The organism is Acidobacteriota bacterium, assembly GCA_016196065.1.
Taxonomy (GTDB): Bacteria; Acidobacteriota; Terriglobia; order Terriglobales; family Acidobacteriaceae; genus Acidiflorens.
Genome location: JACPYL010000010.1, coordinates 2021360 through 2039348, shown reverse-complemented (window position 1 = coordinate 2039348; position 17989 = coordinate 2021360). Strand labels below are relative to the sequence as shown.

Genomic DNA, 17989 nt, shown 5'->3' with positions numbered 1-17989 from the left:
ATCGCAGGTATCCTACCAGCCTAGACGTGGCTGAGCGAAACCGCCATTTCGCAGCTCTAATACTTGGTGCGAACGTACACCCCAAACCGTCCGTAACATGGATAGCCCTGACGATTCTTGTGAGGGTTCAGCGAGCCGTCCATCGTTTTCCTGTTAAAAATCTTTCCGCAAACGGTGCAACGGTACACATAAGTCGGCCCTTGATGCCTCGTTCTTGCCCCCCGCCGCATGCTTGGCATGCGCGATACTACAGTCGATGGTGCGACAGCGAGCGGTCCCGTCGAAGTCAGTTCAACCGCGTAACGCGGCGTGAAAACCTGCGATGTGACGGTTGCGCCCTGCATCCGGTCCACGCGATACGAACGGTGCTCCCCTGAGTCTGTGCGGATGGCATGCAATACAAAATACCCTTCCGCCGTCTGCCGCAACGAATACGCCTCTATGCGGCGCACACTTCGGTCATAGGTGAGATCAACGCACAGATGGTTCGCCGCTGCGAAACGGATAATTTCCAGAGTCGACCGCGCAGGAAGGGGAACTCCTATCGGTAGTAGGCGCGTGCGGATCGCCACTTCGCCGGCACCGTGCTGGATGATCGCGCGCTGCGGAACCGGCGCGCCGCTCGTCATCCAGGTGAAGATTTCCGGAAGCGCGTCCCAGAAATCATTGAGCGGAGGAAGCACCGGAAGCTGGTGTGAAAGCATGTCGGACCACATCGCCTCAAGCGCCTGGCGATGCGGCATCAGCGATGCGAAGGTGGGCACTGGGATTGCCTTGTAATCGCATTTCTGCCGAAGCACGTCCAGCAGCACCGCGGCCGTAGGCCGGCTGTCGGCGTGCCTATAGAGGTTCACCACATCGTAGAGATCGCGTGGCCGCGTCCGCTCTCCGAGCGCGCGCAATTTTTCACCAAAGGCTTCTTCGTAGGCGTAGCAATTGGCCCAGATACCTCCCTCGGGTTTGTCGGTGTACGGATGAAAGACCTCGCGGCGCACGGAGGGAAGCACCAGCCTCTCATCCGCCGTGAGATCGAGCTTGACCTTGGGCCAGCCGCCCGATGTCGGAGAAACGGGTCCGCGATAAGCGATCTTCCCCTGACAGTTTGGCTTGCCGCGCGGGTTGTCGTAGATTTCGAATTCAAGCTGGTCGGCAGGGATGTTCAATCCTGATTGTTCTGTCACCCACGCAACGACTTCCTCGAATACCGGCTTCAGGAATTCTTCGGCGAGGTGGCTTTCATCGCGCAGGCTAAAATCCAGATCCTCTGAGAAACGGTAAGTCTCGAAGTAGCACTTCTTGAGACAGGTGCCGCCCTTGAAAACCCAACTTTCCGCGAGCTCTTCATGCGCGTTGATGCCGGCCAGTATCCAGCCCAGGACATAGTCTTTCTCGACAACGTTGGGCAGCAGCGAAAACGATGACGCGGCTTCGAGGATTTCGCGCTTGTCGATCATGAGGTCGCGGCTTTCGAGGCCTCCGGCACCCACAGTCGCCAGGCAGTGACAAGCTTCTTGGTGCGCAGCGCCGGATCGAGTTTGGCATAACCGTGCGTCAACCGCGCACGGCATTCATCCGCGAGCTTCTTGTCATGAAGTCGCGTGTCGGCAAGAAATCCGAGGCGCTTGAACACAGCCCCATTGTCGAATTGCTCCGCGTGACGGATCAAGAGCTCGCGATCAGCTGTCTTGCTCCCGAAATAATTACTCAGGCAATCCGCCACGTGATCGATGCCGCCCCCTACTTTCGGTGCAGCGATCATATCGACAAGCGTGCGCGCGGGGTCCGAGATCGACACCTTGGCGGAGCCGCGCCACAGAGTTTTCAATCCGAACAGGCGTTTTGGTTTTATGTTCTGCAACAGGAATGCGGCGCCCTGCGCGGTCACATGCTTCAGAGTGACACGGCGCGTAGTAAAGACAAAGGTCTCATTGAAGAGCTGCTCGGTGAGTTCCCAATGATGAGCCGCACTCCAGCCGCCGATATAGCATTGACCAAAGAGCGTAGGAACAAGCACCCACGGATCTGCCACTACCTGTTCGCTTCCGGCCAAATCCAAGGGCACGGGAACATAGAGCCCATGACCGATCCTGCGGAGCCAGCCCTGCCCTCTCCACCGTGACAGAAGCTTTGCGGCTTCGCGCCGCTCGATACCGAGGGTCTCTGTCACAATATCGACAGACACGACTTCTTTGGCGGCGCGGAGCACGGAAGCAAGCCGTGCGCGGGAAGCTGGCAATGGGTCGGTCTCGCGTTTCACGGCTATATAATATCACGTTAAGTTCCCGTTTTATGGGAACTATGTGTATAATAATATAGCTACGCCGAGGACGTGAGCCAAACTCCAATAAATCCCGGCGGGAAAGATCCCTGAAGCACGGCGGGCTTGTTCCCAAGTAGTATGTCTCCAACTCTTTCTTGCGATCTTTTTTCTGTGCGAGCACAACTTCATCTTTCCACGAATTGGCAGCCGGAGATCATTTTTTGACAGGTTCTCCGAGGATTGCTCCGCGTATCGTGTCCACGAACCTCGAGAACGCTTTTGTCGGACGCTCGCGGCCACTCCTGTCAAAGGACTCGAAGAATGACTTGCGTAGAGGCCGACTCATCTCCAGCTGCACGCCTTGGCCGCTCCGGCCGCGATTGCAAATATTGCTCTTGTTGACGCCCTGCAAGTTAGGATTGTCATGAATTCTAACGACAAACTCCGCTGCTTCCAGCGCAGTCCGTATCCGCTGTCCCAGCTCCTTGTCCAGACCTCCGAGAAACGCGACCTTATCTATGCACTTTAGTTCTCCATGTAGCGCCACGACCGTTGGTGACGCGCTCACGAGCTCTATGGCGATCGGCTCATCCAAATGATCACTCGTGAGGTGCAGCACGCCATTGCCGTCTTTCTTCAGTCCCTCGAACGCATAAAAAGAAAGATCGCCGCCGGCGATGGCCTCGGCGAGTTCCGATGTACCCGGCTCGATCCCTCCGCCGTGCGGCGCGATAACGGCCGGCGTGTCGCGCCGCGTCTCCGAGCGAATCTGAAAGTCTGTATTTTCCCTTTCGTGCGCGGCAAGCTCGGCGAAATTCTCATATCTGTCTGCCATACTATTAGTTTCACATGTCGATCTATTGCCGTCGTCTTGCCCTCTTTTTCCCGAACAAGATTTAACCGTAGCTTGCTGACCGATATTCCAAGAGTCGGCTCCTGAGAAACCGAGAACCTGCCTCTCTCGAACCAATAGTAGACCAGTGGTTGACCTAATGCCGGGTAAGGTAGGTACGCGAGACGCGACGAACGGGTTGTTTGTATCGCATTCGGAATTGGGTTTGCTGTGCGTTCGGCTTTGAATTATGTAAGCTGAAGGGATGGGGGGCGATGGCAAATCGCAGAACGCCGCGACCAGTGGGACGAACTAGGACGCGGGGTTTACGCTTTTCAGCGGTCAAAGAGCTACAGCGTCGGTCGGTGTGTAAGGGATTCCACCGGCGGCGACGATCTGGCACCTATTTGCTATTGCCAGATCCGAATTAGTCCGTATCATCTCTTGTTGAACTTGTTTTAGAGGGGGCAAGTTTACTTCCGTTTCCCCAGGGAGAACTATGCACCTTCCTCGTCCGTCACATCACACGATCTCAGCACTCGTTACTGGCTTCGCCCTACTCTCACTGTCGGCGAAACCCAACCTCCGTCCATATCTCCAGCAAGTCAACATTCAACTGAGGACACACAAAGTCAACGGCCCTCTGCACGGATAGAGCTACATGAGGAAACTCAAGCGCGAAACGGTCAGAAGACCGGAAGACTGTTCAGCTACACGGAAGGGAGCCACAGCTCAATGTCGAGATAGAAGCGACACCTTCAGTCGAAGCCCAGGGGTATCGTGCTCCCATCACTGTGGAGTGGCGAAGTGGCTTCAACAAATCCTCTCAGAAAGAAAGCTGTGGAAAAGGAAAGGGACTGATGTGGGCCGACGTTGAATCGGAAGTCGACTATCTTAACTTCACCGAGCTCGCCATACTTGTCGCCGAACTGGTGAAGGAACAATCCTTGCTGCCGATCTCTATTGGAGTCTTTGGAGGATGGGGCTCGGGAAAATCATCATTATTAACCCTCATCGAGCAGCGATTGCTAGATGGTCGAGGACAGGACGAACAAACTGACTTTCTGTTCGTAAAGTTCGATGCCTGGCTGTTCCAAGATTTTGATGATGCGAGAGCCGCGCTCCTCGAAACAATCGCCACGCGACTAAAAGAGGTTGCGAAAGAGGATCGGACTGTTCTGCAAAAGATTGTGCAGCTCGGGAAGCGCGTGAACTATGTCCGAGCGGTTGGGAAAGCGGTTGAGATCGGGGCGACTGTTGCCTTCGGTGTTCCGCCGGGAATAGTGACCGGGCTCATGGATGCCTATGATCACGTAATGGAAGGTAAAGGTAGCGCCGAAGATCTCAGAATTGGGAAGGAAGCTCTGAACAAGGTAAAGCAAGGAGCAAGGGGTCTCATTAAGCCAGAGGACGAAAAGTCCCCACCAGAGGAGATCATGGCATTTCGAAAGGAGTTTTCGGAACTCCTGGAAAAGGACATCAAGCGGACGGTTGTTGTTTTCATCGACAACTTGGATCGATGCCTGCCCGACCATGCTATTCAGACTCTTGAGGCGATGAAGCTTTTCCTGTTCATGCCTAAGACCGCGTTCATAATCGCCGCTGATGAGGGCATGATTCGTCACTCTATTCGAAAACACTTTAAGGATTTGGATGACCCGATTCTGGTCACGAATTACCTGGACAAACTTGTACAGGTTCCGATACGCGTTCCGCAGCTTGGCGTCGCCGAGATGCGCGCCTATATGACAATGCTATTCGCAATCAGAAGCGACGCTGATGCGGCGGCTCGCGGGAAGCTGAGGGAGTTACTGGCTGGTGCCCTTCAGAATGGCTGGCGCCAGGAGTATCCGAGCCGTGAAGAGATTCTCACGGTGTTGAACCAAAAAGACTTTGGCCCAAAGCTTGAGCTGGCGGAGAGACTTGCTCCGCTCCTTGCAACCTCGAAGGAGATAGCCGCAAATCCCCGAATTGTAAAAAGATTGCTCAACACGATTTCGCTGCGCGGAAGAATTGCTGCGCAGCGCGGAATGGCCCTCGATGAAGTGCTTCTCGCCAAAATTGCTGTGCTTGAAAGATGTACGGACACTGATACCGTTCAATGGTTCTATCGAGAGATAAATGATGCCGCAGCTGGCAAGCCCAAAATACTGGGAGAGATGGAATCTCGTCGAGACGATCTCGAGAAGTTTCAAACTATCTGTCCAAAAGAAGCCAGCCGTCATGTTGAGTTCTTATACCGATGGGTGTCGCTGCCCCCTGAGTTGGCTGGCCGGGACCTACGACCGGCAGTCTACCTAAGCAGGGAAAGCGTTGCCCTCGCTTACAGGACCGCTGGCCTCTCAGCTCGGGCAGCCGAAGCGGTGGAGGTCCTCCTCAAGTTGACAAGCTCTCATTCGACCGCGGCAGAGCGTGCAATTACTGCACTGGAACCAGGGGACCACGTTCCGGTAATGGACCAGCTGATCACCGAACTCAGAAAAACAGCCGACTGGTTAAAAGTACCGAGGGGATTTCACGGTGCAGTATTTCTCGCGAAGCGTGCAACAACTGCTGCACCGCGGCTAGGCGAATACATTGCCTCGCTACCTGAGGGCAGCGGAGGAGCATGGATAGTGCCGTTACTCAAGGATGAGGAGTGGGTGACAAAGTTGCCTGTCAAGAAGAAGCAGTCGGTGGATACCGGGAAATCAAGAAGCTCGATATCTGGAGGTCGCTAGCAAATGGGCACTTCGGCCTCTAACCGAGGATCGGGCGGAGCCTCACCTCTGGTTCCACCTTGGGCCGACCTTGACAACCAAGGTCCCGGACCAGAATCTGACTCACAGCGCTTTCGCGGTTTCCGAACGACGCTCGGAAGGTTCGTGTCCGGTGGGGACGCCGGAGTAGGACGAAGTGCCTTGGGCCGTTTCGTTTCTTCCGGGTTGGGAGGATCTGCGATAGCGACTCGGCGGTTCGCGCCTGCGATATCCGCGGGAGGCAAACTTTCGGAGCTCGTTGCGGACCTGGCACAAGGAGGGAGCGGCGAAAGTGTAGTCGGTTTCGACGTTTCCGCTTTTCGGGGCCACGAAACCACTGTTGTGATCGAGCGGATTGTTGATGCGCTTTGCCCGACCGGAACCATCGATGATGAAGCCACACGCACGGCCCTGGATGAAGCTCTCAGTGCCGTTTTAAGCGATCGACCAGAGTTTGATCCCGATGCGATGTCGCTTGAAATGCTGGAGGAGCTTCTCGTCAAATTCACCGAGGAGGAAATCTACCTAAAGGTTATTGCTGAGTCGGGGGATGCGTTCGATAAAGTGGCGGATCCCGTCATCCTAATGGACAGGGAGATTCAATTACGCGAGCTCGTTCGCGTCGTCGTGGATAAAGACGGTCGCGCACTTCTCTCCGAGACCACAAAGAACTTTCAGAAAGGAACGTACGATCGAGTGGTACGGGAACTTTTCGCAACTGTTCTGAAAGCATTCGAGGACTACGTGGAATGACACGGCTATTTTGTACCCCATCTCCTGCGCGCGCAAGGAAATCTAAGAAAAGCGGGCATGTGCCAGTCCTACTCTATGGAGTTGGCACAAGCCGACTTGCCGGAATCGGCCATCCCATTGTGGAAGAGTGTCGTCGGTTGACAAGAGCGCCAAGTCAGCGTGCTTGGGATTTCCTTTCATTTGCTCTATCGGTAATTGCGGCTGACTCTTTTGTGAAGCGTGCCGATGCTGCCGATCGATGGACCCGTGAAATCGGGCTGACGGTCGAACTTCTCAATCCCTCTCCCTGGGAACAGATCAGCGGTCAGCTTGAACAGACCCTGAGATTCCTGACCGGAGATATCTGGCAACTTAAATTCGAGACGAGGGGCGCACCCATTCCGAGCCTAAAGACATTGCGATGGAAGGATGCCGCGTGCGATTGTGTGTGCTTGTTTTCCAGCGGGCTGGATAGTTTTATCGGGGCCCTTGACCTAACCGCCGAGGGTCGCACCCCATATCTCGTAAGTTGCGCATACCCGAAGGATGCAGAAAAACAGGATTTGCTTGTTGGTCAGCTGGGTATCAAGAAAGATCGCCATTTTTCCGCAAACCCTGATCCGCGCTGGGAGCACGACAACGACACCTCAATGAGAGCGCGTTCCTTCCTCTTTCTGGCCCTGGGCGTACTAATCGCTTCTACGATTCGCAGTAAAGAAACCAAGATCGTGGACATGTATCTTCCAGAGAACGGCTTTATCTCACTCAATGTGCCTCTAACCGATAGGCGAATCGGAACTCTAACTACGCGCACCACACACCCTCACTTCATCGCCCGCATAGAGCAAATGCTCTCGGCGGTTGAGCTTAATATTCGCATCGTCAATCCCTACCAATTCAAGACCAAGGGGGAGATGATCGGTGGGTGCAAGGAACCAGCCCTCTTGAAGGAGCTGTCTGCCGGCACGGTTTCCTGCGGAAAATGGAAACGGACGTCCCGACAATGCGGACGATGTCTTCCGTGTCTCATCAGAAGAGCCGCTTTCAACTCTGCGAAGGTCAACGACCCGACTGACTACCGTTTTAAGAGCCTTTCAAAGGCTGACGATCCCGAGGATATTCTCGCTGTAAGACTTGCGGCTCTGAAGATGCGTGCAGACCCGGAAAAATGGATCCGGCGATCCGGACCGCTGCCGGTCGACGGCAGCGTGCGGCGCGAGTTGGCCAGTGTATTCCAGCGCGGCTTGACTGAAGTGGATAATTACGTGTCCAAGGATTTCGCATGATCGCCGACATGCATTGTCACTTGGACCTTTACCCTGATTATGTTCGCGTGGCCCAAGACGCTCGCACACAGGGAATTTGGGTTCTGGCCGTAACAACGACTCCAAAGGCATGGCACGGAACTCGTGAGCGCCTAAATTCCTTTCCCAACATTCACGTTGCGGTCGGTCTCCATCCCGAGCTCGTACAGTCACGCGCTCACGAGCTGCCATTGCTAGAGAGCGTCGTCGGTGGTACTGCATTCATTGGCGAAGTTGGGTTGGACGGCTCACCTCAGCTTCGCAAGCATATAGGCCTCCAACAGAAAATCTTCAGGCAAATTCTTTATTCTTGCGAAAGAGCCGGCGGCAAGGTTCTAACCATTCACAGCAGACGAGCGGTGACTGAAGTATTAGCCTGCATAGAGGAGCGTCGCGACTGTGGCCTTCCTATTCTCCATTGGTTTACCGGTTCCAAGTCCGAACTCGAATTCGCAAAACGGCTGGACTGCTGGTTCTCCGTGGGGCCGCAGATGTTTCTAACACCTGTGGGTATCCAACGCGTTAGCTCGATGCCACGAGACCGAATATTACTGGAAACCGACGGACCTTTTGGCAAGGTGAATGATCAGGTTCTCACGCCAGCGGCCGTTCAGCAAGCGATAGGTATGCTCGGGAAGATTTGGCGAATTTCGCCAGAGGATGCGCAGTTGCAGATCGAAAACAACCAACAGGCAATTTGGCGATTTGCAGGTATCAAGAATCCCTGAAAAGCCTCTTCAGTGTCGTTTTACCTGGCAATCCATTTGATGCAATTCGTGCTATTAGTGCTCAAAGTGCGGACTTCCATTGACGCAGCGCATCGAACAGCCGACTGACTGTCGGTTAGTCGAAAGGTATCGCTCCGATTGCCTTTTCGCTTCCTCGTGTGCAAGATGTGAGCTGCACGAAACGTGGGCCTCTTTGAGCGGCTTCGCGGTGGGGCCAGCATTCCCCGGAAAGGGAATGCCTTTCAGAGTCTTTCCGAGGGATCCACGCTGTGGCGCCAGGCCGTTAGCAAGGGGTACGATGATTTGTTAAGCGCCTCGGATATTGCGGATCTGTCGCGGTTGTTTCAGCAGCGTCATTTGTTGGCCCACTGCGAGGGTATGGTGGATCAGGATTACATCAGCAGATCTGGGGACCAAACTTATGCCATCGGCCAGCAGATGGAAGAAGCTGTAGGTCATGCGATTGACTTGGCGTCACAGTTGATAGGCGAACTAAAGAAGCTAGTCTGAAATTCGGTCAGAGTTGAAATAACGCTCGCAATACGCGCATTGCCTGCTGAAGCTGTTCGATATCCCGCCGCGCAAGCATTTTATGAAGGTTAGATCGAAGCGCGTCTGCGTCTTTTTCTTCCCCTTCGAACTCGAAAAAAGCAGATGGTGACACGCTGAGAACTCCGGCTAAACGCTGGATGACCTCGATGGACGGCCACTTCTCCCCCCGTTCGATCTCGCCTAAATAGTTGGCATTGATGTCGGCATGCTCCGCCGCACGTTCTCGCGAAACATCGGCCGCTTCCCGGAGGGAACGTATTCTGCTTCCGAAAAGTGCCTGCCCATCCATAGTACGTTCCTCACGTTACAGACGATCCGAGCGGTGGAACACAAGCCAATGGCCTATAAGTGTCTTGACTACGCCAGCTATTAGCGTTATTGTCGGCAACAACCTACGTTCACTCGTCCTCAGAAGGGAAGACGAAATACGGAGACTCGGCGGTTCGTCGGATCAGGTTGTTTGGAGTGATGTTGAGACCCTTGGCTACCCGAAAGATTGTTCGCAGACTCGGGCATTGCACTCCACGTTCGAGATCACTAATGAAAGTGCGATCCAGTCCGGTTCTTACGTGCAGTCCCATTTGTGACAGACCGAGCTCTTCGCGTGTTGTTTTCATGACCTCCCCAAACGCCTTCTCCACACCTGAGCGAGGTTGAAATTGGTTTCGACGTTTGGCCATCTGAGAGAACATCGTCCTCCGTTGTCGGTAATAGGCCAACGGGTGGTTACCGACATTTGTGACTCAGAGCAGCAGCCGGAGGCAGAATGAGTTCATCAGCTGCTCGCTATTTTCCTAGAGATCTACGAGGGAGAATCTCGACACGTGCGAACGGGCTCGAAGAGAGCCATGTGGCTCCTGACGGACTGGAAATCAAACAACCCGTTGAACAACTAGGGCAAGAAATGGGTCGTGCAAAGGCGACTCCGAACCCTCTTGAATCTCGCCCGGCATGGTCCGACGAGCTCTTAGTTGAGAATATTTATAACAACGACGCGGAAGCGCTGGCGCACCTCTTCCGCCGCTATGCACGCCTGGTGCGCGGAGTAGCACTCCGCATCCTGAGAGATAGCTCGGAAGCTGACGACCTCCTTCAAGAAGTCTTCCTGTACATTCACCGCAAGTGCGGAACCTTCGACAGCGCCAAGAGTTCAGCGCGGTCCTGGATCATCCAGATGACCTACCACCGCGCATTCGACAAACGCCGAGCCCTCCAATCGCGCCACTTCTACACACAGGTCGAACTCAATGAGGCGGCTGCAGTATTCGATCTCCGGTCGAACGCGGTCGGAGGAACCGATTTCCCATACGAACTGGTCGGAAATACGACCATCCAAGGACTTCTCGACACCCTCAGCGAAGACCAGCGTAATACTCTCAGTCTGCATTTCTACGAGGGATACACATTCGCTGAGATCGCCGCGAAGCTGGATCAATCCTTGGGCAACATCCGGAACCATTACTATCGAGGCTTGGAGAAACTGCGCAAACAGATGTTCCCAGGAAAATTGTCGGGCCGGAACGGATATGGTAGAAAGTGACTCTCAAATCAGGAGCTGGGGCGTTGTCACAATCAGCCCATGACGAGTTCCTCGCGCTGTGTGCTCTCTCAACTTCGGGTGAGTTGACCGGGGAGGAAGGAACACGGCTAAAGGAGCATCTGGCTGTCTGTCCCTCTTGCAGGGAAGCCATGAAGCAGTACGAGGCGGTCGTGAGCAAGACCATTCCCGCCCTGGCGCCGGATCTTAAGAGTATCGAATCCGATCCGTCGTGGTCGCTGGAGCAAGCCGAGGCGGCCCTCTTCCAACGGCTGGCGCTTGAGGAAGAATTGGGCGCGGATCGAGGGGGGACCGAGGGGGACTCTGCGTCGAAAGCCATCGGCAGAGTTCCTCTTTCGGCCAGTCAGGCGACTTGGCGCAATGTGTGGACGCTATGTGCCGCCGGCGTTTTGCTGTGCATTGCTCTTGGCGTTTCCGCCTATCGGGTCGGCATACGAACGGGCGTAAAGACCGCTGCGATCACGCCGCCCACAACCCAAGATCATCTCCCCGCACTGGAACAGCAGGTTAGCGACGCAGGGCATGAGCGCGAAGTGTTACGCGCGCAAATGGCACAGCGCGACAAAGCGATTGTTGATCTTCGGCACCAGGTCGAGCAGCAATCTGCCGAGATGGGCCGAATGAAGGTCGCCCAAACTCAACTGGAGACCGACCTCTCCACCGGCCAGGCAGGCAGGCAGGATCTTCTTCAACAGCGAACTGAACTGAACAAAAGGGTGGAATCAGCTCAGGCCAAGGCCCAGGGTTTGCAGGACAAGCTGGATTCGCTCGAACACCAGTCGTCCGAGGACAAGCAACGGACCAGTACGCTCGAAGCCAAGGTCACTGATCTGAATCGTTTGCTGCGTGATCGCGAAACCACGATCGATCAACAGCAGGAACTTCTCGCTCATGACCGCGACATTCGGGACCTAATGGGTGCGCGAGATCTGTACATCGCGGAAGTGTACGACGTTGCGCGTACCGGGGAGACAAGAAAGCCATATGGCCGTGTCTTCTACACGAAAGGCAAGTCGCTGATCTTTTACGCTTACGATCTGGACCAGCAGGCCGGCGTGAAGAATGCCAGCACTTTCCAGGCATGGGGCCGACGTGGACCTGATAGGCAGCAGGCGTTAAACCTGGGTGTTTTCTATGTCGACAACGCTTCAAAGAAGCGATGGGTCCTAAGATTCGACGACCCCAAAGCTCTTGCGGAAATTGATGCTGTTTTTGTCACTGTGGAACCCCATGGCGGGAGCCAAAAGCCAAGCAACAAGTCTCTCTTATTTGCCTCTCTGCACATCGATCCCAATCATCCCTAGGTGTTCGGAAAACCGACCACAGGTTTTCAGATCGTTCCATTCAAAAAAATATTGATACAAATGAAGGGGGGCTTCCGTAGACCGGATGAATCTGTATGAATCCGTGCGAGCCAGGAGCAGCCCTAGTGAGACGCTTCCCCCTTCCCCTCTTCCTCTTGATCGTGTTTCTCACTAGGGCTGCAATCGGGCAATCCCCCAATGGCACGATTAGTGGTCTTGTCCTCGATCCTTCGGGAAGGGCAATCGTGGGTGCCGAAATCCTGATCGTCAATGATGCCACCGGAGTCAGATATCCCGGCACAACGAATGCCGAAGGCATCTATGCTGTACCCAACCTTCCCCCAGGACCCTACCGTATTCAAGTCTCAAAAATTGGATTCAAGACCCTCATCAAACCCGACGTTGTCCTCAACGTGCAATCAGCGGTAGCAATCAATTTCACCTTGCCGGTTGGCGCCTTCTCCGAAACGTTAACCGTGACAGGGGGTGCGCCGCTCGTAAACACGGAGTCGGGCTCAGTCAGTACGGTGATCGATCGAAGCCTCGTCGAGAGCCTTCCCTTGAACGGACGAAACTTTAATACACTGCTCCAACTGACGCCTGGCGTGGTCATTGCTCAAGCGGCATCCAACAATCAGGGACAATTCAGTGTTGCCGGCCAACGGACGAGCGCTAACAACTTTCTGATCGACGGAGTCTCTGCCAATTTCGGCGTCGCGCCCACGGTTGCTTTAGGCACGACAGGGACGGGGGCTGCACAGGCCTTCAGCGCGCTGGGCGGCACAAGCAGCCTGATTTCTGTTGAGGCTCTGCAAGAGTTTAGGATCGAAACTTCATCGTTTGCCCCAGAATTCGGGCGCTCACCCGGCGGCCAAGTGATCTTCACGACCCGCTCGGGCACGAACAATTTCCACGGAGGAGTCTACGAGTTCTTCAGAAATGACGTGCTCGACGCGAACAACTGGTTCGCAAACGCAGCAGGCGAACCCCGAGCGGCCGAGCGTTACAACAATTTTGGAGGCTACTTGGGTGGACCGATTGTACGAGGTAAGACGTTTTTCTTTGCTTCCTACGAAGGATCTCGATTGCGACAGCCAAGCCTTCAGGTGATACAGGTCCCCTCGGAATATGCCCGGTCTGTTGCCGACCCGACACTCTTGCCCTTCTTGGCTGCCTATCCCCGCCCTGATGATCGCACGGTCGTTCCTGGTTCCTACACCTCCCAGTTCACGGGTAGCTTTTCGAATCCTTCTACTCTGAATGCAGGTAGCGTGCGCTTGGATCATACCTTCAACGAACGGTTCTCGATTTTCGGCCGCTACAACGAAGCTCCTTCGGCAGTGGCTTCCCGCAGCAATGCGCTCAGTGAAATCGATTCGGTCGATATCAAGACCAGGACCTTTACGGTCGGGTCCAACATGACTTTGACTTCCCGACTTGCCAACACGCTTCGAGCAAACTACTCGCTTCAGAAAGCGGGGAGCGTATCGAGCCTGGATTCTCTCGGGGGAGCCATTCCCCCACCTGTCGACGTACTCACCCCAGCTCCGCTCAGCCCAGCCTCCACGTTTGCGTCGTTTTTTACTTTCGATACTGCCGTGTACCAGAGCGGATTCAACGCCAGCAATCGAAACAGCCAAGTCAATATCGCTGACGATGTGGCGTGGATGCGCGGATCACACCGATTCAGATTTGGTACGGACTGGAGGATGATCCTCCTCGACCAGAAACCGTATGATGCTTTCCTCGACTATCTGGCGAACGATGTGGCCAGTTTCCTGTCTTCAGGACAGGTTCAGTTCTTTGCCGTGTCGGCCAAGGAAGCTGAATATCGAATCCACGCGTTCTCACTTTATGCTCAGGACACATGGAGCGTCACACCCAGGCTGACGGCAACCTACGGAGTCCGTTGGGAACTAAGTCCGGCCCCGGCAGCCAGAGGGAATACCACTCTCGCTGCTTGGCGCAACGTGGACAATCCAGACCTGCTTGCGCTTGCGCCGCCGGGGACGCCGCTATGGTCTACGACCTACGGAAATTTCGCCCCCCGCTTGGGAATTGCCTACAGCCTGAATCAGAAAGGAAGCCTGGTTTTGCGGGCGGGATGGGGCATCTTCTACGACTTGGGCGCCGAATCCGCAGCGTCGCTAGGGAGCACGTTTCCTAATTCTGCATCAACCTTTCTCGATGCAGTTTCCGTTCCTCTGATCAATCCAACATCGTATCTGCCGCCATTGAACACGCAACCCCCTTACCAGAATGCGATCGGATTCTCGCCGAACCTGAAGCAGCCTCGCTCCCACCAATGGAATTTGGCAATTGAGAAGGCGTTTGGGCAGGAACAGGCTCTATCGTTCACCTATGTCGGCCAAGCAGGGCGGGATCTTTTGCGCCAAGAGGGCATTCCACAACCTAATAGCAATTTCGCTGGTGATTTTTCGCTGACTCGCAACGACGCCTTCTCGAATTACCATGCTCTGCAGGTGCAATTCCGGAGACCTGTTGCCAATCGCCTCCATGTATTGTTGAACTACACCTTTTCGCACTCTCTCGACAATGCCTCGAATGATGTTCAGCCGCTGCTTTCCAAGGACGTCATCTCTGCGGCGAACGATTACTCCTCTTCGGATTTTGACGTGCGCCACAATTTTTCGGGCGCCGCGGTTTTTGAAGTCCCCAGAGCGGGCCACTCGGGGGCGCTGGCGTATGCTACCGATGGCTGGTCTCTCGAAGCCCTGGTCGTGGCGAGAAGTGGTTTCCCCTTCAACGCAAACTTGCTGACGGCCACCATTGGCGGAGCCTTTCCGAGGCCTGACCGTGTTCCTGGGCAACCTTCTTGGTTGGCGGATCCACTTGCGCCCGGGAACCAACGGCTAAATCCGGATGCCTTTGTGATCCCGCCGACACTTCGCCAGGGAACGGAAGGGAGAAACGATATACGGGGTTTTGGTCTCTCTCAAGTTGACCTCTCCGTGCTTCGGAAGTTCTCCTTCATAGACAAGCTCACACTGCACTTCCGCGTAGATGCATTCAATGTCCTGAATCACCCAAACTTCAGAAACCCCTTTGGGTATGTCGGATTCGGACCGGCGTTTCTGCAATCGACAATGATGTCCAACGTGGGCTTAGGGGGACTGAATCCTCTCTTCCAGCAGGGCGGTCCGCGCTCACTGCAACTCTCCTTAAAACTCGTCTTCTAGGCAAAAAGAGCTTCGTCTGCGTCTCCAGAGGACCTCGGATGAATCGACTGCGGAAATTGCTTTGCCTGGGTTGCGCCTGCTTTCTGGCTTTCGCGACCTTTGTGCAAGCTGAAGAGCCCGGGAAAGTAATTGTGTCGCGCGCCCCCGCAACGGTTGCCGACGCGATTGAAATGACGCAATGGGCAGACCGGAGCTACGCCGCTGGGAGCTCTTCCAAGGGCAGAGTCGGTATCTTCTCTCCTGATGGGACTCGATTCTTAGTCGTTTTGAAGAAAGGCAATCTGAAGTCAAACACAAACGAGTTCTCAATCCTCATGTTCAGAACGAGCTCTACAGTGGAGCCCGCCGAGCCACGAGTTCTTGTGACCATGTCTTCTTCCTCAAACCGCGAGGGCATTAAGAACGTCAAATGGCTGGGCGACAACGAAACCATCGTCTTTCTTGGAGAAAACCCCGGCGAGACGCCGCAGATCTACAGCTTGAATATCAGCTCCGGGAAACTTCGAAAATTAACGAGTCACCCCACCGCGATCGTGGCTTATGACATCAGCCGGAGCGGAGATCAGATTGTTTTCGAGGCCCATCCTCCTTCCGTAAAGAAAATCGACACCCCGGAAGTGCGACGTAACGGGTTCGTTGTTACTGGAGGCTACCCGGACAACCTTCTTACCGAAGACCTCGGGATAGAGCGGGCCGATCGAAGCGAGCAGCTGTACCTTCAAGGGCGTGACGGAGTTGCCTCGCGGATTGAAACGGACGACTTCATATCAGACTGGGAACCTCTCTCGATGTCGCCTGACGGGCGCTTTGCTTTGGTTTCAGTTTACTTAAGAAACGTTCCGCGGGAATGGGCGGAATATGAAGACGAAATCCTCCGCCCGTACCTGCGTGAGGCCCGCCAGGCAGACGAATACTCGAACATTGCGCAATACATGTTGCTCGACACTGCGAGAAAGACGATTCAGCCGATCATCGCCGCACCCTCGGCCTATGGCAGCAGGGGGTTCGCCTGGATAAACGATGGGCAATCCCTGGGCATGTCTGGTACGTACCTTCCACTTGACGTTGCCGATCCGAAGGCACGAGAGGAAAGAACTCGACTTCCCTTTGTCGCCGAAGTGCTGTTGCCTAGCCGTCAATACCTGCCCATTACGAATGAGTCTCTCGCGATTCGGGAATGGCGGAGTTCGACCGGAGCGTTAATTCTGCAAGGGACAGGAGCGGAAACGCCAGCTTCGGTCGGGTACCAAAAACTTGGTTCGGCATGGCACGAAATACCGCAGAGCGAGTTGGCGACAGGCACTATGTCGCCTGAAGTAGTTTTGGAAGAGGATCTCGACACTCCCCCTCACCTCTATTTAGTGGACTCGGGTCGAAAGCAGAAGACTCTCTTGCTGGACCTGAATCCTCAGTTTCGCGGGCTTACTCTCGGGAGAGTCACCGAGTTTCGATGGAAGCCCACCGACGGTCATGAGATGGTTGGCGGGCTCTACTTGCCACCCGACTACAGATCCGGCGTGCGATATCCGCTTGTCATCCAGACACATGGCTTCGACAAAGACAGGTTCTGGATTGACGGACCTTTTACGAGCGCATTCGCCGCTCAGCCGCTCGCGGGCAAAGGGATTGTCGTCTTACAGGTAGGGCGCTCGGTCGAGTCTGGCCAACACACAAATGTCACTAATACTACCGAAGAAGGTCCGCGAGAGATGGCAGCCTACGAGGGAGCGATCGACGAGTTGGATCGACAAGGGTTGATTGATCGTAACCGTGTGGGCATGATCGGCTTTAGCCGCACAGCGTTCAAGGTTGGTTACACCTTGACGCACTCGAAGTATCATTTCGCCGCGGCCACCTTGGCCGATGGTTTCGAAGGTGGGTACGTCAACTACGTGCTCTTTCAAGGTGCGGACTCGGTTTTGGTGAACGGCGGATTGCCCTCCGGCACTTCACTGGAGCTTTGGCTGAAGCGGTCTCCCGGTTTCAATCTCGACAAGGTTGATGCGCCTGTCAGGATCGAGGAATACGGCTATGGTTCGCTTGTCGGAGGTTGGGAATGGTTCTCAGGACTCTCGTTCCGAGAGAAACCCGTGGAACTCATATGGATTCCGTTCGGGACACACCTCCTGTTCAAACCCTGGGAACGGCTCGTATCTCAGCAAGGAAATGTTGATTGGTTCGCGTACTGGCTCCAGGGGAGATCTGATCCCGACCCAGCAAAAAAAGAGCAATACCAGCGCTGGGAGAAAATGCGAGCGCAGCTCCTTCGAGGGAGAAAGGGCGCTCCGAACAGCTCGAATGACGATCGGCATGACCACCTCGAACAAGTCGGAGAAAGCCGGGATGCCCAATACTGAGACACCCCGGTTGATCATTTACTCATCGGACAGGTATGCCCCGCTGGATCTGGGCGGGGTTGTCGGGTGGTTATTGTCCGCAACGAGGCCTGGCTTCATTCCTTCAATCGCGAGAGTGGCTTCCACGATTGCAACAACTTCAGGCTTTCTGTATTCCATGCGTATCACCTCCTTTCGTGTTGGAGTTGATTCGGTCGAACAGTTTGACTGTGGCATCGGTTATGAGAACGTTTGAATGAGGAAGCCTGGGCGCACGGCGCCACGAGCACCCAGGCCTCTGTTATTCATCCGATAGGTAAGCTCCGCTCGACTTGGGCGGAGTTGTCGGATGGTTGTTGTCCGCGACCTGACCAGGCTTGATGCCCTCGATGGCCATCGTAGCGTTCACGACTGCAACGATTTCAGGCTTTCTGTATTTCATGAG

At 54.9% G+C, this 17989-nt stretch carries 15 protein-coding genes; 9 read left to right on the top strand and 6 right to left on the bottom strand.

Annotation, left to right across the window (positions count from 1 at the left end; translation table 11 throughout):
- Positions 1 to 56: 56 nt before the first annotated feature.
- From HY010_12020 to HY010_12010, 3 genes are all read right to left on the bottom strand, one after another.
- On the bottom strand, positions 57 to 1454 hold the full coding sequence (locus HY010_12020) for a nucleotidyl transferase AbiEii/AbiGii toxin family protein (GenBank protein ID MBI3476451.1): 1398 nt from the start codon (positions 1452 to 1454) through the stop codon (positions 57 to 59).
- A complete protein-coding gene (locus HY010_12015) occupies positions 1451 to 2257 on the bottom strand; it encodes a type IV toxin-antitoxin system AbiEi family antitoxin domain-containing protein (protein MBI3476450.1) in 807 nt (268 codons plus the stop codon). Before HY010_12015 ends, HY010_12020 begins: the two co-directional genes overlap by 4 nt.
- A gap of 217 nt (positions 2258 to 2474) precedes the next feature.
- Positions 2475 to 3095, bottom strand: coding sequence for a poly-gamma-glutamate hydrolase family protein (locus HY010_12010; GenBank protein MBI3476449.1), 621 nt, complete (start codon positions 3093 to 3095; stop codon positions 2475 to 2477).
- Positions 3096 to 3753: 658 nt separating this feature from the next.
- Here HY010_12010 and HY010_12005 point away from each other — a divergent pair.
- From HY010_12005 to HY010_11985, 5 genes are all read left to right on the top strand, one after another.
- Entirely contained in the window at positions 3754 to 3969 is a 216-nt protein-coding gene (locus HY010_12005) for a DUF3761 domain-containing protein (GenBank protein ID MBI3476448.1), read from the top strand.
- The gene (locus tag HY010_12000; GenBank protein MBI3476447.1) at positions 3953 to 5812 is read left to right on the top strand and encodes a hypothetical protein; all 1860 of its coding nucleotides are present in this window, start codon (positions 3953 to 3955) and stop codon (positions 5810 to 5812) included. The genes HY010_12005 and HY010_12000 overlap by 17 nt, the downstream gene beginning before the upstream one ends.
- A 360-nt stretch (positions 5813 to 6172) precedes the next feature.
- Entirely contained in the window at positions 6173 to 6583 is a 411-nt protein-coding gene (locus HY010_11995) for a hypothetical protein (protein MBI3476446.1), read from the top strand.
- A 212-nt stretch (positions 6584 to 6795) separates the two neighbouring features.
- On the top strand, positions 6796 to 7848 hold the full coding sequence (locus HY010_11990) for a 7-cyano-7-deazaguanine synthase (protein ID MBI3476445.1): 1053 nt from the start codon (positions 6796 to 6798) through the stop codon (positions 7846 to 7848).
- Entirely contained in the window at positions 7845 to 8594 is a 750-nt protein-coding gene (locus HY010_11985) for a TatD family hydrolase (GenBank protein ID MBI3476444.1), read from the top strand. The genes HY010_11990 and HY010_11985 overlap by 4 nt, the downstream gene beginning before the upstream one ends.
- Before the next feature lie 517 nt (positions 8595 to 9111).
- On the opposite strand, the gene HY010_11980 is transcribed toward HY010_11985, so the two are convergent.
- Complete coding sequence (locus tag HY010_11980; protein ID MBI3476443.1) at positions 9112 to 9435, bottom strand: helix-turn-helix transcriptional regulator; 324 nt, start codon at positions 9433 to 9435, stop codon at positions 9112 to 9114.
- Positions 9436 to 9544: 109 nt separating this feature from the next.
- On the bottom strand, positions 9545 to 9826 hold the full coding sequence (locus HY010_11975; GenBank protein ID MBI3476442.1) for a helix-turn-helix transcriptional regulator: 282 nt from the start codon (positions 9824 to 9826) through the stop codon (positions 9545 to 9547).
- 224 nt (positions 9827 to 10050) lie between these two features.
- Between HY010_11975 and HY010_11970 the strand changes: the two genes are divergently transcribed.
- The 4 genes from HY010_11970 to HY010_11955 all read left to right on the top strand — a co-directional run bounded on the left by HY010_11970 (position 10051) and on the right by HY010_11955 (position 17565).
- Positions 10051 to 10686 carry a sigma-70 family RNA polymerase sigma factor gene (locus HY010_11970; protein ID MBI3476441.1) on the top strand — a complete coding sequence of 212 codons (636 nt, stop codon included), beginning with the start codon at positions 10051 to 10053 and terminating at the stop codon, positions 10684 to 10686.
- 23 nt (positions 10687 to 10709) lie between these two features.
- Positions 10710 to 12008 (top strand): zf-HC2 domain-containing protein, encoded by a 1299-nt coding sequence (locus tag HY010_11965; protein ID MBI3476440.1) that lies wholly within the window; start codon positions 10710 to 10712, stop codon positions 12006 to 12008.
- Between the two features lie 125 nt (positions 12009 to 12133).
- Positions 12134 to 15208 (top strand): TonB-dependent receptor, encoded by a 3075-nt coding sequence (locus tag HY010_11960; GenBank protein ID MBI3476439.1) that lies wholly within the window; start codon positions 12134 to 12136, stop codon positions 15206 to 15208.
- A 368-nt stretch (positions 15209 to 15576) separates the two neighbouring features.
- Positions 15577 to 17565 carry a hypothetical protein gene (locus tag HY010_11955; GenBank protein ID MBI3476438.1) on the top strand — a complete coding sequence of 663 codons (1989 nt, stop codon included), beginning with the start codon at positions 15577 to 15579 and terminating at the stop codon, positions 17563 to 17565.
- A gap of 280 nt (positions 17566 to 17845) precedes the next feature.
- On the opposite strand, the gene HY010_11950 is transcribed toward HY010_11955, so the two are convergent.
- Entirely contained in the window at positions 17846 to 17986 is a 141-nt protein-coding gene (locus tag HY010_11950) for a hypothetical protein (protein ID MBI3476437.1), read from the bottom strand.
- Positions 17987 to 17989: the final 3 nt, after the last annotated feature.

Coding starts and splice junctions, on each gene's coding strand:
- HY010_12020 (MBI3476451.1), bottom strand. CDS start 1,454: ATGATCGACAAGCGCGAAATCCTCGAAGCCGCGTCATCGTTTTCGCTG.
- HY010_12010 (MBI3476449.1), bottom strand. CDS start 3,095: ATGGCAGACAGATATGAGAATTTCGCCGAGCTTGCCGCGCACGAAAGG.
- HY010_12005 (MBI3476448.1), top strand. CDS start 3,754: ATGAGGAAACTCAAGCGCGAAACGGTCAGAAGACCGGAAGACTGTTCA.
- HY010_12000 (MBI3476447.1), top strand. CDS start 3,953: ATGTGGGCCGACGTTGAATCGGAAGTCGACTATCTTAACTTCACCGAG.
- HY010_11985 (MBI3476444.1), top strand. CDS start 7,845: ATGATCGCCGACATGCATTGTCACTTGGACCTTTACCCTGATTATGTT.
- HY010_11980 (MBI3476443.1), bottom strand. CDS start 9,435: ATGGATGGGCAGGCACTTTTCGGAAGCAGAATACGTTCCCTCCGGGAA.
- HY010_11975 (MBI3476442.1), bottom strand. CDS start 9,826: ATGGCCAAACGTCGAAACCAATTTCAACCTCGCTCAGGTGTGGAGAAG.
- HY010_11970 (MBI3476441.1), top strand. CDS start 10,051: ATGGGTCGTGCAAAGGCGACTCCGAACCCTCTTGAATCTCGCCCGGCA.
- HY010_11955 (MBI3476438.1), top strand. CDS start 15,577: ATGTCTTCTTCCTCAAACCGCGAGGGCATTAAGAACGTCAAATGGCTG.
- HY010_11950 (MBI3476437.1), bottom strand. CDS start 17,986: ATGAAATACAGAAAGCCTGAAATCGTTGCAGTCGTGAACGCTACGATG.